Origin of the sequence: Bradyrhizobium oligotrophicum S58, assembly GCF_000344805.1 — a bacterium.
Lineage (GTDB): Bacteria > Pseudomonadota > Alphaproteobacteria > Rhizobiales > Xanthobacteraceae > Bradyrhizobium > Bradyrhizobium oligotrophicum.
Genome location: NC_020453.1, coordinates 6,100,750 through 6,115,922 on the forward strand (window position 1 = coordinate 6,100,750; position 15,173 = coordinate 6,115,922).

Annotated in this window: 15 protein-coding genes; 10 read left to right on the forward strand and 5 right to left on the reverse strand. The window is 66.2% G+C overall.

Annotated features, from left to right (window positions below; translation table 11 throughout):
- Positions 1–27: 27 nt before the first annotated feature.
- Positions 28–1,221, forward strand: a complete 1,194-nt coding sequence (gene solA, locus S58_RS26260) for an N-methyl-L-tryptophan oxidase (protein WP_015668426.1) — start codon at positions 28–30, stop codon at positions 1,219–1,221.
- An 11-nt stretch (positions 1,222–1,232) separates the two neighbouring features.
- Here solA and bla read toward each other — a convergent pair whose 3' ends face one another.
- Positions 1,233–2,120: a subclass B3 metallo-beta-lactamase gene (bla, locus tag S58_RS26265; protein WP_042340227.1), complete on the reverse strand. Its 888-nt coding sequence runs from the start codon at positions 2,118–2,120 to the stop codon at positions 1,233–1,235.
- Between the two features lie 111 nt (positions 2,121–2,231).
- On the opposite strand from bla, the gene S58_RS26270 reads away from it, so the two are divergent.
- The 8 genes from S58_RS26270 (at position 2,232) to S58_RS26305 (ending at position 11,260) form a co-directional block, all read left to right on the forward strand.
- Entirely contained in the window at positions 2,232–3,908 is a 1,677-nt protein-coding gene (locus S58_RS26270) for a bifunctional metallophosphatase/5'-nucleotidase (protein ID WP_015668428.1), read from the forward strand.
- Positions 3,909–4,017: 109 nt separating this feature from the next.
- Positions 4,018–4,947, forward strand: a complete 930-nt coding sequence (locus tag S58_RS26275; RefSeq protein WP_015668429.1) for a histone deacetylase family protein — start codon at positions 4,018–4,020, stop codon at positions 4,945–4,947.
- 101 nt (positions 4,948–5,048) lie between these two features.
- Positions 5,049–5,300, forward strand: a complete 252-nt coding sequence (locus tag S58_RS26280) for an exodeoxyribonuclease VII small subunit (protein ID WP_015668430.1) — start codon at positions 5,049–5,051, stop codon at positions 5,298–5,300.
- Between the two features lie 484 nt (positions 5,301–5,784).
- Positions 5,785–6,015 (forward strand): hypothetical protein, encoded by a 231-nt coding sequence (locus S58_RS26285; RefSeq protein ID WP_015668431.1) that lies wholly within the window; start codon positions 5,785–5,787, stop codon positions 6,013–6,015.
- 380 nt (positions 6,016–6,395) lie between these two features.
- Positions 6,396–8,321, forward strand: a complete 1,926-nt coding sequence (dxs, locus tag S58_RS26290; protein ID WP_015668432.1) for a 1-deoxy-D-xylulose-5-phosphate synthase — start codon at positions 6,396–6,398, stop codon at positions 8,319–8,321.
- 32 nt (positions 8,322–8,353) lie between these two features.
- Positions 8,354–8,911 (forward strand): nucleoside 2-deoxyribosyltransferase, encoded by a 558-nt coding sequence (locus tag S58_RS26295; protein ID WP_015668433.1) that lies wholly within the window; start codon positions 8,354–8,356, stop codon positions 8,909–8,911.
- A 383-nt stretch (positions 8,912–9,294) separates the two neighbouring features.
- Positions 9,295–10,032, forward strand: a complete 738-nt coding sequence (locus S58_RS26300; protein WP_015668434.1) for a TlyA family RNA methyltransferase — start codon at positions 9,295–9,297, stop codon at positions 10,030–10,032.
- Positions 10,025–11,260 (forward strand): class I SAM-dependent RNA methyltransferase, encoded by a 1,236-nt coding sequence (locus S58_RS26305; RefSeq protein ID WP_015668435.1) that lies wholly within the window; start codon positions 10,025–10,027, stop codon positions 11,258–11,260. The genes S58_RS26300 and S58_RS26305 overlap by 8 nt, the downstream gene beginning before the upstream one ends.
- A 366-nt stretch (positions 11,261–11,626) precedes the next feature.
- Here S58_RS26305 and S58_RS26310 read toward each other — a convergent pair whose 3' ends face one another.
- Genes S58_RS26310 through S58_RS26315 form a run of 3 tightly spaced genes read right to left on the reverse strand, consistent with a single transcriptional unit; the run spans position 11,627 to position 13,415 of the window.
- Positions 11,627–12,199, reverse strand: coding sequence for a septal ring lytic transglycosylase RlpA family protein (locus tag S58_RS26310; protein WP_042340228.1), 573 nt, complete (start codon positions 12,197–12,199; stop codon positions 11,627–11,629).
- Positions 12,085–12,531 (reverse strand): hypothetical protein, encoded by a 447-nt coding sequence (locus tag S58_RS38315; RefSeq protein WP_162472346.1) that lies wholly within the window; start codon positions 12,529–12,531, stop codon positions 12,085–12,087. The genes S58_RS26310 and S58_RS38315 overlap by 115 nt, the downstream gene beginning before the upstream one ends.
- 32 nt (positions 12,532–12,563) lie before the next feature.
- On the reverse strand, positions 12,564–13,415 hold the full coding sequence (locus S58_RS26315) for a DUF1194 domain-containing protein (protein WP_015668438.1): 852 nt from the start codon (positions 13,413–13,415) through the stop codon (positions 12,564–12,566).
- A 223-nt stretch (positions 13,416–13,638) separates the two neighbouring features.
- Between S58_RS26315 and clpS the strand changes: the two genes are divergently transcribed.
- Positions 13,639–13,944 (forward strand): ATP-dependent Clp protease adapter ClpS, encoded by a 306-nt coding sequence (gene clpS / locus S58_RS26320; protein WP_015668439.1) that lies wholly within the window; start codon positions 13,639–13,641, stop codon positions 13,942–13,944.
- A gap of 21 nt (positions 13,945–13,965) precedes the next feature.
- Here the strand turns inward: clpS and S58_RS26325 are convergent, their stop codons facing one another.
- Complete coding sequence (locus tag S58_RS26325) at positions 13,966–15,144, reverse strand: adenylate/guanylate cyclase domain-containing protein (protein WP_015668440.1); 1,179 nt, start codon at positions 15,142–15,144, stop codon at positions 13,966–13,968.
- Positions 15,145–15,173 lie beyond the last annotated feature (29 nt).

A 15,173-nucleotide genomic window follows, 5' to 3' on the forward strand; every position in this document is an offset into this window, starting at 1 on the left:
GAGCCGTCGCGAAGGTGCGGAGCCGGCATGTCGCAGTTTGATGTGATCGTGATCGGCTGCGGCGCGGTCGGCAGCGCCGCCGTGCTGCATCTCGCCAAGGCCGGGCGCCGCGTGCTCGGCATCGACCGCTTCCAGCCGCCACATAGATTCGGCTCGACCCATGGCGAGACCCGCATCACCCGTGCGGCGATCGGCGAAGGCGTCGACTACACGCCGCTGGCGCAGCGCTCGCACGCGATCTGGCGTGAGCTGGAGCGCGAGACCGGCGCGCGGCTGTTCGCGCAATGCGGCTGCCTGTTCATCCCGAGCCGGGATGGCGGCGAGGTGCATGGCGTCAGCAGCGCGCAGTTCTTCGCCAACATCGAGACCGCGGCGCGGCTGCACGGCGTCGACGGCGAGACCCTCTCATCGGAGCGGCTGCGCGCCGACTATCCGGCCTTCGCCACCACGGCGGGCGATCGCGCCTTCCTCGATCGCGAGGGCGGCTATCTCCTGGTCGAGGACTGCGTCCGCGCCGAGCTTGCGGTGGCCGCGCGCCATGGCGCTACGCTTCTGGCCGGCCGGCGGGTCACATCGTTCCGCCGCGCCGCGGACGGACTCACGGTGACCATGGACGACGGCACGACAGCGAGCGCGACGGCGCTGATCGTCACCACAGGACCATGGATCACCGAGCTGATCGCGCCCCTGCGCCGCCGCGTCCACGTCACGCGCCAGGTGCTGTACTGGTTCGAACTCCTCTCGCATCCGGAGCGCTTCGGCCCCGATACGCCGGTGTTCATCTGGGACGTCACCGGCCGCGAGCGCGCCGCGTCCGACATCTACGGCTTTCCCTGGCTCGGCTCGCCGGATAACGGCGTGAAGATCGCCAACGAGGTCATGACAGGCGCGGCCGATCCGGATCACGTCACCCGCGAGGTCACGGCGGAGGAAGTCGCCGCGACCTACGAGACCTACGTCCACCCGTTCCTGCCGGATCTCGGCCCGCGCTGCCTGCGCAGCGAGGTCTGTCTCTACACCAATGCCAGCGGCGGCCGCTTCATCATCGATCGCGATCCCGGCGATGCCGACGTGATCTACGCCTCGGCCTGTTCCGGTCACGGCTTCAAGCATTCGCCGGCGGTCGGCGAAGCGCTGGCGGCGATGGCGCAGGGCGAGACGCCCCGCGTCGATCTCTCCGACTTCACGCTGGGCCGGCTGCCAGCAGCCGGCCCGGCATAGCATGCGCGCAACTACTTGCCGGACTGCAGCGCCGCGGTCTGCTTGGCCAGGCCCTCGTTGAACTGCGTCTCGAGCTTGTCGAGATAGGTGTTGAACTCGCCGGGGTTGACGAACGGGTTCGGCGCGCCCTCGGCGATCTTGGCCCGCTTGCCGGCCATGTCGTACATCTCCGGATGCGGCGCCAGCAGGATGTCGGGATGCGCCGTCTTGGCCCAGGCATAGGTCTTCCTGTAGTCGTCGACGATGCCCGGATAGGTCGGCCGGCCCACCAACTGGTTGAGGGCGACGGTGGCGCTGCAGAAGAAGATCAGGCTGCGGGTGGCGCCGCCATCCTTCACGTCAGTGGTCCAGCTGGTGCAGCCCGGCGAGTGGCCGGGCGTCTCATGTGCCGTCAAGGTGACGCCGCCAAGCGTGACCGTGTCGCCCTCGTGCACGGCGCGATCGACCTTGACCGGCGGGAAGCCGAGATGGCGCTCCTCCTCGCGGCCCGGATAGAAGCCGCCTTCGAGCAGCGGCACGTCCTTGGCGCCCGCCACCATCTGGGCGCCGGTCTCCTGCTTGATCTGCGCGAGGCCGCCGGTGTGGTCGATATGGGCATGGGTGTTGAGGATGACCTTGATGTCGGCGACCTTGAAGCCGAGCTTGCCGATGCTGGCCTCGATCTGCGCGGTCGATTCCGGCATCACGGTGTCGATCAGGATATGGCCCTGCGGCGTCGTGATGAGGTAGGAGGCGAGCCCGTTGGTGCCGACATAATAGATGTTGTCGATCACCTTGAACGGCTCGGTCGGCGTATTCCACGCCGCGATCATCTGCTTCATCAGGTCCGGCAGCGATTGCGCCGCAGCGGAGCCGGCGGCGAGCGACAACGTCGCGGCGAGCAGCAGCATTCTTTTCATCAGGGCCTCCCGATTCCCGGTATTGTTGTTATGAAGTGATCTTATGTCATCGCGACGATGGCGAGGCAATCGGGCTTCGTCTCGCCGCCCTGCATCAAACGTGACCCTGCCATGAGCCGCCTCAGCCGCATCGCCGTCGCCTGTCTTTTCGCCGGTCTCACGGCAGTGTGTCTCGCCGCCCTGCCCGTTCACGCCGAGGACGAGCCGGTGTCGTTGCGCATCCTCGCCATCAACGACTTCCACGGCAATCTGAAACCGCCGGCATCGGGCATCCGCGTCACCGATCCCGCCGATCCGACCAAGAGCACCGTGGTCCCTGCCGGCGGCGCCGCGCAGATGGCAAGCCTGGTCAAGCTGCTCGCCGACGGCCAGCCCAACACGATCTTCGTCGCCGCCGGCGACCTGATCGGCGCCAGCCCATTCCTGTCGGCGATGTTCCACGACGAGCCGACCATCGAATCGATGTCGCAGATGGGGCTCGCATTGTCGGCGGTCGGCAATCACGAGTTCGACGAGGGCAAGGAGGAGCTGCTGCGGATGCAGAACGGCGGCTGCCATCCGACCGATGGCTGCCGCGGCCCGCAACCTTTCACCGGCGCCACCTTCCACTATCTCGCCGCCTCGACCTTCCTCGCCGGCACCGACAAGACGGTGTTTCCGTCCTACGAAATCCGCACCTTCGAGGACATCCCGGTCGCCTTCATCGGGCTGACGTTGAAGGGGACCGCGGGCATCATCTCGCCGGCGAGCGCGGCCGGGCTCGACTTCCGCAACGAGGCCGAGAGCGTCAACGCGCTGATCCCGGAGCTTAAGGCCAAGGGCGTGCAGGCAATCGTCGTGTTGATCCACGAGGGCGGCTGGCCGTCCGGTGGCATGAACGAATGCCCCGGCCTCTCAGGCCCGATCGTCGACATCGTCAAGGATCTCGACAGCGCGGTCGACATCGTGATCTCCGGCCACACCCATCAGGCCTATGTTTGCACCATCGACAAGCGGCTCGTCACCTCCGGCGACAAGTTCGGCACGCTGGTGACCGCGATCGACGTCAAGCTCGACCGCTCGACGCGCGACGTGATCAGCGCCACCGCGACCAACATCGTGGTCGACGCCACACTGCCGAAGGACCCGGCGCAGACCGCGCTGATCGACGCGTATGAGAAGCTCGCCGCGCCGATCGCCAACCAGCCCGCCGGCACCATCACGCAGGTGTTGTCGCGCATGCCCAACATGTCCGGCGAGAGCGTGCTCGGCGACGTCATCGGCGATGCCCAGCTCGCAGCCACGTCAGCCGCCGCCAAGGGCGGCGCGGTGATCGCGCTGACCAATCCCGGCGGCATCCGCACCGATCTCGCCCGTCGCGATGACGGCGCCGTCACCTACGCCGACGTGTTCGCGAGCCAGCCGTTCCGCAACCAGCTGGTGACCGTGACCTTGACGGGCGCCGAGATCAAGGCGGCGCTGGAGCAGCAATGGCTCGATCCGGCGCGGCCACGCATCCTGCAGGTCTCCGATGGCTTCGCCTATGCCTTCGATGCGAAACAGCCCGCCGGCGCACGCATCGATCCCGTGACCATGACGCTGAACGGCAAGACGATCGATCCGGCCGCGTCCTATCGCGTGACCATCAACAACTATCTCGCGCTCGGCGGCGACGGCTTCACCGCGTTCAAGACCGGCCGCGATCCCATCGTCGGTCCCTATGACGACGAAGCGCTGTTTGCATATCTGAAGTCCAACAGCCCGCTGGCCCCGCCGCCGCGCGGCCGCATCCTCAACAAGGCGCCATGAGACCCCGGAATGGCCGGGAAACCGGTCATATCCCGGTCAGGGCTCTTTCCGAGGCTGCGTTCAGCGCATAGATTGGGCACTCCCGTAACGCGCGAGTGGCAGAGCCCTGATGTCGACGCTGTATCTCTCTCATGAAGCCTGCCTCGATCACGCCACGCCCTCGGGACACCCCGAGCGCGCCGATCGCTTGCGCGCCGTCGAGGAAGCACTGACCGAGGAACGCTTCGTTCTGCTCGACCGCGACGAGGCTCCCGAGGCCGACATCGAGCTGGCCCTGCTCTGCCACAACGAGCACTACGTCACCGAATTGCGCCAGATGGCTCCGACCTCGGGCATCATCTATCTCGACGGCGACACCTCGATGTCGCCCGGCACCTGGGAAGCCGTGATGCGCGGCGTCGGCGGCGCCGTGGCCGCGACCGAGTCCGTCATGTCCGGGCGGCACAAGAACGCCTTCGTCGCCGTGCGCCCGCCCGGTCACCATGCCGAGATCGCGAAGCCGATGGGCTTCTGCTTCTTCGACAACGTCGCGATCGCGGCCCGCTATGCCCAGCGCACCTTCGGCATCGAGCGCGCCGCCATCGTCGATTTCGACGTCCACCACGGCAACGGCACCCAGGACATCTTCTGGGCCGACAAGAGCGTGATGTACTGCTCGACCCACCAGATGCCGCTGTTTCCGGGCACCGGCGCCCGCGGCGAGCGCGGCGAGCACGACACCATCGTCAATGCGCCGCTGGCCTCCGAGGACGGCAGCCTGGAGTTCCGCTCGGCGTTCGAGAACCTCATCCTGCCGCAGCTGACCAAGTTCAGCCCCGAGCTCGTGATCATCTCGGCCGGCTTCGACGCCCATTATCGCGATCCGCTGGCGTCGCTGAACCTGCGCGCGGAAGATTTCGGCTGGGTGACCCGGAAGCTGATGGATCTCGCCGACAAAACCGCTGGCGGCCGCGTTGTCTCCGTGCTGGAAGGCGGCTATGACCTTCAAGGACTTAAAGAATCCGTATCGGCCCATGTTGCGGCGCTGACCGGGGCGTGATCCCCAGGTTCCGGCCGATGCGACCCCGGCAGGGCCTGACAGGGCCGTGAGCGGGGTGTAAAAGCACGGCCCCGGAGTTCAGTGATCTGCAGGGAACCCGCATGGCGGACAACACCGTAACCGACGTCAAGAAGCTGTCGTTCGAGCGCGCGATCGAGGAGCTGGAATCGATCGTGAAGCGGCTTGAGGACGGCAAGGTGCCGCTCGAGGAGTCGGTGGCGATCTATGAACGCGGCGAGGCGCTGAAGCGGCGCTGCGAGGAGCTGCTGCGCCAGGCCGAAGCCCGGGTCGAGAAGATCACCACCGACGCCAGCGGCCGCGCGACCGGGACCGCGCCGCTCGACGTGCAATAGCCAAGGCTGCCTGCGAACCCGCCTAGCAGGACCCTCGGCCACGCCGGACTCCTGGTTCGAGAGCCGCCAGATGGCGCGCTTCATTGCGAGGACCCGGGCCCACCCCTGCTCTCCGGCACACAGCCGAAGTTTATTTTCAAACCTGTTGCGCGGATGGACCGCGGGATAAGACCGCCTGCCAACCATGCAAGCCAGCCGAAATTCGGTGCATTGCCCCCCTTTGAGTCAACGACCAGGCTGCTCGGGTGCCCCGAAGAGGATTTCGACCCGATACAATCGGGTGTTTGCGGTCTCGGCGGTGAGGTCCGTTAACCTCGTTGCTTGAAGCCCCCCGGGGATCGAATATCCCGTGCGCGTCCGGGAACCACCGAGGTCGCCAATGCGCTGCCAGGGCTTCGTGCCGATCTGCTTCGGTGAGATCATTCGGCCCGAGCATTACAGCACGTTCCGCCGGTAGGCCTTCATCGCCCGCTCTCAGCACGTCATGGCCAACCAGCGGCCGCACGCCTATGACTTCTTCATGATCGTCTGCGGAGGCATCCCCTCACGCGAACGCATGGCTCATCCCGCGCCCGCGTGTGCAATCGCCCGCGGATCGGATCTTGCGCCGCGGCAGAAAGCCTCGAAGGAGCTGGAGTTTCCGGGTCTTTCCGGGGGTACGGCTGCCGATGAATTGAGCACCGGGAAGGAACCGCAGGCCCGCCTCGAAGGTTAAGCCTGATGGCCGAGCCCCCGTTTGCGGGGCTTGCCATCTCGCGCCGGGTTGGCTTTAAGACGCGCTTTGGTGTAGAGCTTCTTGGAACTGTGGGCTTTTGGGGGCGTCCAATCCCTTCCCAAGCCTGGAACTAAACGCCTGCAACGGCAAGCGAAACTGACTTGGCTGAACGAATTGGCGACCGTTCGCGACAAACGAGGACGACAAGGCCGCCAAGAGTGACTTACATCACATAGATCGATCCGAAACCCGGCTAAGTTCTGGTCTGCGGCTTCGATCCGCGCGGATGTGCCCTTCAAGGTATCGGGTTTCGCCGCACGTTACGATGAACCTCTCTGACGTCGGCCCTTGAAACCGACCTGCAAAATTGGAATGTCACCGTGACCACATTTAGTAAGACGCCGCTTCTCGACACCATCAAGACTCCGGAAGATCTGCGCCGGCTGAAGGTCGAGCAGGTCCGGCAGGTCGCCGACGAACTGCGCCAGGAGACCATCGACGCGGTCTCGGTGACCGGCGGCCACTTTGGCGCGGGTCTCGGCGTGGTCGAGCTGACCACCGCGATCCACTACGTGTTCGACACGCCCCGCGATCGCCTGATCTGGGACGTCGGCCACCAGGCCTATCCGCACAAGATCCTGACCGGTCGCCGCGACCGCATCCGGACACTCCGCACCGGCGGCGGCCTCTCCGGCTTCACCAAGCGCACCGAGAGCGACTACGATCCGTTTGGCGCCGCGCACTCCTCCACCTCGATTTCCGCCGGCCTCGGCATGGCCGTCGCCCGTGACCTCGCGGGCGGCAAGAACAACGTGATCGCAGTGATCGGCGACGGCGCGATGTCCGCCGGCATGGCGTACGAGGCCATGAACAATGCCGGCGCGATGAACTCCCGCCTGATCGTGATCCTCAACGACAACGACATGTCGATCGCCCCGCCGGTCGGCGCGATGTCGGCCTATCTGTCGCGTCTGTACTCCGGCAAGACCTACCGCACCCTGCGCGATGCCGCGAAGCAGCTCGGCCAGCATCTGCCGAAGGTGATCGCCAACCGCGCCAGCCGCGTCGAGGAATATTCGCGCGGCTTCATGATGGACGGCGGCACGCTGTTCGAGGAGCTCGGCTTCTATTATGTCGGCCCGATCGACGGCCATAACCTCGACCATCTGCTCCCGGTGCTGAAGAACGTGCGCGACATGGAGACCGGCCCGATCCTGGTCCACGTCGTGACCCAGAAGGGAAAGGGCTACTCGCCGGCGGAAGCCGCGGCCGACAAATATCACGCCGTGGCCAAGTTCGACATCGCCACCGGCACCCAGGCCAAGGCCAAGCCGAACGCGCCCGCCTATCAGAACGTGTTCGGCCAGAGCCTGGTCAAGGAAGCCGAGAAGGACGACAAGATCGTTGGCATCACCGCCGCGATGCCGTCCGGCACCGGCATCGACATCTTCGCCAAGGCGTTCCCGAAGCGCACCTTCGACGTCGGCATCGCCGAGCAGCATGCGGTGACCTTCGCCGCCGGTCTTGCCAGCGAAGGCTACAAGCCGTTCTGCGCGATCTACTCGACCTTCCTGCAGCGCGGCTACGACCAGATCGTGCATGACGTCGCGATCCAGAGCCTGCCGGTGCGCTTCGCGATCGACCGCGCCGGCCTGGTCGGTGCCGACGGCGCCACCCACGCCGGCTCGTTCGACAACGCCTATCTCGGCTGCCTGCCGAACATGGTGATCATGGCGGCGTCCGACGAGGCCGAGCTGGTGCACATGGTGGCGACCCAGGTCGCGATCAACGACAAGCCGAGCGCGGTGCGCTATCCGCGCGGCGAAGGCCGCGGCGTCGAGATGCCGGAATTCGGCGTCGCCTTGCCGATCGGCAAGGGCCGCATGATCCGCCAGGGCAAGCAGGTCGCGTTGCTCTCGTTCGGCACCCGTCTTGCCGAGTGCGAGAAGGCGGCCGACGAGCTCGCCGCGCACGGCCTGTCCGCCTCGATCGCCGATGCGCGCTTCATGAAGCCGCTCGACGAGGAGCTGGTGATGAAGCTTGCCCGCGAGCACGACATCCTGATCACGATCGAGGAAGGCTCGATCGGCGGCTTCGGCTCCCATGTCATGCAGTACCTCGCCGACCAGGGCATGCTCGACGGCGGCCTGAAGATGCGCTCGATGGTGCTGCCGGACGAGTTCCAGGATCACGATACGCCGGCGGCGATGTACGCGCGCGCCGGGCTCGACGCCAAGGGCATCGTCCGCAAGGTGTTCGAGGCGCTCGGCAAGGACTACAAGGCTGAGGTGGTCAAGCTCGCCTGAGGCGGGCCTGGCCAGGCCGTCACCGGTGAACCATGAAGATTTATCTGGCAGGTCCTGACGTGTTCCTGCCGGATGCTCTTGAGATCGGCCGGCGCAAGGTCGCGATCTGCGCGCGCCACGGCCTGACCGGCCTCTATCCCCTGGACAATGACGTCGACCTCGCCGCCTCCGATGCCTCGCGCGTGATCTTCCGCGGCAACGAGATGATGATGGACGATGCCGATGCCATCATCGCCAATCTCACCCCGTTTCGCGGCCCCGGGGCCGATGCAGGCACCGTCTACGAACTCGGCTACATGGCCGGCCGCAGCAAGCTCTGCCTCGGCTATTGCAACGATCCCACGCTCTATGCCGATCGCGTGCGGCGCTTCACGTCGGTGGCCGAGCGAGACGGACGCCTGGTCGATGCCGAGGGCCTGACGGTCGAGGATTTCAGCCTGCCCGACAATCTGATGATGATCCACGCGCTCGAGCTGCACGGCCATCCGCTGGTGCTGCCGCGCGAGCGGCCGAAGGATGTCTGGCACGATCTGGCGGCGTTCGAGATTTGCGTGAAGCTCGCGGCGGAGCGGCTGGGCGCGGAATCGTAGGGTGTGCAAAGCGACGCCGACAGGCGACGCGTGCCCACCGTCTCATCCGCGTGTTCATCATCGACATGGTGGGCACGGCGCGTCAATTGCGATACGACCTTGCGGAACCACCGGTGCACGCGCCTTTGCCCAGCCTACGCATCGCGCGTCGACGCACCATCCTGGCCACAAACTCAAATGTCGTCCCTGCGAACGCAGGGACCCATAACCACAGGACGTTGTGTTGGGCAGACTCGGAGTTACCATCTTCCTACAAACTACGTCCTGTGGTTATGGGTCCCGGGCAAGCACCGGCGCGCTTCGCGCGCCGGTGCTTGCCCGGGACGACACCGAATTTGGCGTACGACCTTCACAACCCATGACAACTCATCACGCCGCAACACATGTCCCCTCCCCGCAAACGCGCTGATGTCCTCCTGGTCGAACGCGGCCTGTTCGAGAGCCGTGCGCGGGCGCAGGCGGCGATCGAGGCTGGCCTGGTGTTCGCCAACGACAAGCTCGTCGCGAAGGCTTCGGAAGGCATTCCGGCCGACGCCGTGCTGCAGGCCGAGCCAGCGCATCCCTGGGTCTCGCGCGGGGGCGTGAAGCTTGCGGCGGCGCTGGAGCACTACGGCATCGAGGTCGAAGACCACGTGTGCCTCGATGTCGGCGCCTCCACCGGCGGCTTCACCGAGGTGCTGCTGGCGAATGGCGCGGCCGTGGTGTTCGCGGTCGATGTCGGCCGTGATCAGTTGCACCCATCGCTGCGCGATCATCCGAAGATCGTCTCGATGGAGCAGACCGATATCCGCAGCTATGACGGCAAGCGCCTGCCGCAGCGGCCTGACATCGTCGTGATCGACTGCAGCTTCATCTCGCTGAAACAGGTGCTGCCCGTTGCATTGTCGCTGGCGGCATCGCCGATGAGCCTGCTGGCGCTGGTCAAGCCGCAATTCGAGGCCAAGGGCGCGCACGGCAAGGGCGGCATTATCAAGGACACGGCCGTGCATGAGGCCGTCTGTGCCGACATCGCCGTCTTTGCGGCCTCGCTCGGCTGCAGCGACGTCGAGATCTTTCCGTCATCGATCAAGGGCGGCGACGGCAACGCCGAATTCTTCCTGGGAGCGCGCCGCCATGGTTGAACGTCTGATCATCGACCATGTCGGCCATCGCGGCGACGGCGTCTCGCTGGCATCTGGCGAAGCGCTCTACGTGCCCTACACGCTGGCGGGCGAGACCGTCGAAACCGCCGCCATTCCCGGCCATCCCGACCGCCGCAAGCTGCTCGCGGTGGAGACGGCGAGCCGTGAGCGGATCGCGCCGTTCTGTCCGCATTTCGGCGTCTGCGGCGGCTGCGCGATCCAGCATTGGCAGCCGGCGCACTACCAGGCCTGGAAGCGCAACATCGTCATCGAGACGCTGCGCGCCGCCAGGATCGAGTGCGAGCTGGCTCCGCTGATCGATGCCCACGGCACCGGCCGCCGCCGCGCGACCTTCCACGCCCGCATGGGCACCCATGACATTCTCAGGGTCGGATTCTCGGCAGCCAACAGCCACGACATCGTCCCGATCGACCGATGCCCGATCCTCGATCCCGGCCTCGACGGTGCGCTGGAGGCCGCATGGGCGCTGGCGGAGGCGCTGAAGCCGACCGGCAAGCCGCTCGACATTCAGGCGACCGCGACCAGCAACGGCCTCGACGTCGACATCCGCGGCTCCGGGCCGCTGCCGCCGCCACGCATCGCCGCCTTGTCCCGCCTCGCCGAGCAGCATCGCCTGGCGCGGCTGACCCGCCATGGCGAGCTGGTGCTGATGCGCGATGCGCCCGTGGTCACGATGGGCACGGCGCAGGTGACCTTGCCGCCCGGCTCGTTCCTGCAGGCCACCGTGCAAGGCGAGGAGACGCTGGCGCAGCTGGTGATGGAGCGCACGGGCAAGGCCAAGCACGTCGCCGACCTGTTCTGCGGCGTCGGCCCGTTCGCGCTGCGGCTCGCCACGCGCGCACGCGTCACCGCCATGGACAATGACACGGGCTCGATCGCAGCGCTGCAGAAGGCGGCGGGTACGCCCGGCCTCAAGCCGATCAAGGCCGAGACGCGCGACCTGTTTCGCCGTCCGCTGATGCCGCCGGAATTGCGCGAGATCGACGCCGTCGTGTTCGACCCGCCGCGCCAAGGCGCACAGGCCCAGGCCAAACAGCTCGCAGCCAGCAAGGTGCCGGTGATTGTCGCGGTGTCGTGTAACGTCACGACGTTCGCGCGCGATATCCGCATGCTGCTCGACGGCGGCTACAAGCTCGAGACCGTGGTGCCCGTCGACCAATTCCGGCATACGCCGCATGTCGAGCTGGTGGCGCGGCTGGTTCGGTGAGGCTGGACTAATTAGTTACAGAGCCTGCGGCCGCGCCAAGTCTCACCCTCCACCCTTGGTAGGTGCGTCCGAGGCTCTGGTAGTTTGACGCAAGCTGGTGCACCCAAGACGCTGCGCTCCCTCTCCCCGTTCTTACGGGGAGAGGGTTGGGGTGAGGGGCAGCCGCACGGGAAGTGTCAGCAGGGGCAAACGCACCGTGTGTGTGCGTGGATAGACCTGTACCCCCTCACCCGGATTGCATCTTCGATGCAATCCGACCTCTCCCCGCAAGCGGGGCGAGGTGCACCGAGCTCGCCGAAAGATCTCGGCCTACTCTGCGCAGCAGCAAAGCGTCAGTGCTGCGGTGCTAAGTCCAGCGCGCGAGCCCTACCTCACCACATCGACCTTCACCTGCGCGACGCCGGTGTTCACCATGCCGAGCGCCTGCGCCGCCGAGTAGGACACGTCGACTACGCGTCCCCCGACGAAGGGGCCGCGGTCGTTGACGCGGACCACCACCGAGCGGCCGGTCTTCACGTTGGTGACCTGCAGGCGGGTGCCGAATGGCAGGCTGCGATGCGCCGCCGTCAGCTCAGAAGGGTCGAACCGCTCGCCGCTCGCGGTCTTCTGTCCTTCGGAATAGTAGCTGGCGAGACCTGACGACGCGGAGCGCGTCGCGGGCGGGCTGAGCTCGGCGTGGCGCACGCGGACGACCGAGTCCGGCGCCCGCTCCACGCGTTGCACAGGCGGCCGGAAGCCGATGTCGGCCTGCTTCGTCGGCGAGGTCAATCGCGCCTGCCGCACCGCCGATGACTGCGCACAGCCCGCCAGCGAGGCGGCTGCCGCTAAGACCAAAGCCGCCCGCACCAGCCGGCGGGCAGATCCCGCCGTTCCAGAGCGCAGCGATGAAGGGAGCGAAGTGTGGTGTCCGCGACGTGCTGTCCGGTCGATGATACGCATGTTCTGTGCGCCTCCGCCTCAACCCCTTCATGGTCGCGGCCCAATCGCGGCAGCACGGTGGCAAAGTGAATGTTGGCGGCCTGCAACTCCTGGTTTTCGGGCTGAGTGTGGTTTTGCCGCAACAGGCACGTCGGATCGGTTGCTGGCGCACCGTTTTCCACACCCGATCCATTGCCTTCGATCACGACCTGAAACTTCGGAATGCGCTGCGCGACACGTAAGCGCGCAGACGAAGCGCGCGACATGATGCGCGGGAAGCGGTGGTGGCGAGCGCCCGTACCGGGCTTCGCGAGGCCGGGAATGCGCGCGACAGTCGATTCATCATCACGCACGGTGGTGACGACGGCGTTGCCCGATCTTCAGCTCAACGCCCCCAGCGATCCTGCCAGATCTTCTCGCCGATCGTGCAGGACACACGCGGCTCCTTGCTGGGATCGTCGGCGACCGGCACGAAACGCGGCGGCGGCGTGTGTCCGGCGACCTCCATGAGCAGCTTGGTGCGAATGGCTTCCTTGAACTCTTCGCGGCTCTTGATCGTCACGACGAACGAACCGCGGCCGCCGGTCACGCAATCCCTGTAGTAGAGGTCGAGGTTCTCGATATCCATGGTCGAATAGGACGGCTCCTTGACCATGATCGGCAGGCCGTTGATGGTGATGCCCTTGTTGACGGCCTCGTCGCGCGCGATCGTCACCGGCGAGGGGCCGTTGTTGTTCGGCCCGTCGCCGGAGATGTCGATGACGCGGCGCAGGCCACGATACGGGTTCTCGTCGAACAGCGGCATCGCGAAGTAGATCGCTCCGGATATCGAGGTGCGCGATGCCCGGCGGATCGGTGTCTTCAGGATCTCGGCAGCGACGGCGTCGGCACTTTCCGGTCCGTCGATCAGGCGCCAGGGAATGATGATCTTCTGGTCGCTCGAGGCGGCCCATTCGAAATAGGTCACGGCGATGCGGCCATGGAGTCCATTCTTCAGCGCCTGCAGGAATTCGCGCGAGCTCAGCGCCTGCGCGTAGCCCTCGCGCTGGATCGCGAGCTCGTCCAGGTCCATCGAGTAGGACACATCGACGGCGAGGATCAGCTCGACGTCGACGGAGGTCTCCTTCTCGCTCGGCTGCTGTGCCAGCTGGGCCCTGGGCGCTGCCACGACGGTGGCGACGTCGCCGGCCAAGACGCCCGCCAGACACACCATCCCGATCGAGATCCACCAGCGCATGAGCTGCCCTCCAATCGCGTCGGATGATGGTGACATGCAATCGGCGGAGAGCAAAGCGCGAACAGGCGGCTCCATTCACTTTCCAGTTAGCTGTGTTGGTCAGCTCAATCGATGGCCACGCCGAGCGATCTTCGCACGGGGCTTCAGCCCGTGGTTTCCCGGAGTGGCCGAAGGCTGTATTGTGGCGTGTCCGCCGCATCAGGAACACACGGGCGCGCCCTGCATGAACGATACCGTCACCAAGCCGAAGACGAAGGTCCGTACCAAGGTCGAGCGCCCGCGGCTCTACAAGGTGCTGCTCGTCAACGACGACTTCACGCCGCGCGACTTCGTCGTAATGATCCTGAAGGCGGAATTCGGCATGACCGAGGACCAAGCCTACAAGGTCATGATCACGGCCCACAAGCTGGGCGTCTGCGTGGTGGCCGTCTTCACAAAGGACGTCGCGGAGACCAAGGCCACGCGCGCGACCGACGCCGGCCGCGCCAAGGGCTACCCCCTGCTGTTCACTACCGAACCCGAAGACTAGGCCGAAGAACTCAGCCGAGAACTAACTCTCCTCCTCGCGGAGCCCGAACACACGTTGCTCCTTCGCGAGGCCCGCGATCGGAAATTCGCCGAGATCGGTCCAGGGCTCGGGACAGGCGGCGGCAAAGGCTTCGGAAGCGACCACCGTGCGCTTCAGCCGCGCCGCCATCTTCTCCAGCCGCGCGGCGAGATTGACGGCCGGACCGATGCAGGTGAAGTCGAGCCGGTTGCCGCCGCCGATATTGCCATAGAGCAATCGTCCGACATGCAGCGCGACGCCGAAGCGAAAGCGCTCCCCGTTGTCGCGCACGGCGTATTCCAGCGCGTCGACGCGGGCCCGCGACGCGCGCGCCGCTGTGAGCACGCGGCCGCAGACCTCGGTCGGGTCACCGTCCTGCTCGCGAATTGGAAACACCGCGAGCAGGCCGTCGCCCATGAACTTCAGCACCTCGCCGCCCTGCTCCCGGATCGGATCAACCTGGCAGTCGAAATACTGGTTGAGGATCTCGACCACGTCTTCGGCCGGCAGCCGGTCCGACAACGGCGTGAAGCCGCGCAGATCCGACAGCCAGATCGCCGCATCCAGCGTGTCGGTGTGGCCGCGGCGGATCTGGCCGCCGAGGATGCGCTCTCCGGCGCTGTTGCCGACATAGGTGTCGAGCAGCATCGATGCCGTGCGCCGGAGCGTGATGATCTCGGTGTAGCGGGCCAGCGCCGGCATCAGCGACCGGATCGCATTCAGCTGCTCGTCGGTGAAGCCTCCTGGAGATTTGGTGGTCCAGCTCGACGCATGGACCGCGCGGTCGATGAAGGTCATCGGCAAGGTGAGATAGTCGGTCACACCTTCGGCGCGCAGATCCATCAGGATCGGAAAGCGCTCGGCCTCCGGACTGCGAGGATCGGCCCTGAACTCCCCGCCATGCTCGAACACGAGCGCGAGCGGACTATCCGTGTAGGCCGGCGTGCTCTCGAAGCCGAAATCGACCGTGCCCATCTCGACCTCGGCGCCTTGGCGCCAGATGAAGCTGCGGCCGGCGATATCAGGATGAAGGGTGCGGACGAACACGCCGACGCGCCACAACGGCACGCCGAGCCTGAGCAGCCGATCGCAGCATTCGGACATCATCTGGCTCGGCGTCGCCGCGGAACGCGCGCCGTCGACCAGCCAGTCCTTGATGTCCCGCAGCTTGGAAATGTCCATGGGCCGACATTAAGCGAGCAGCGTGACAA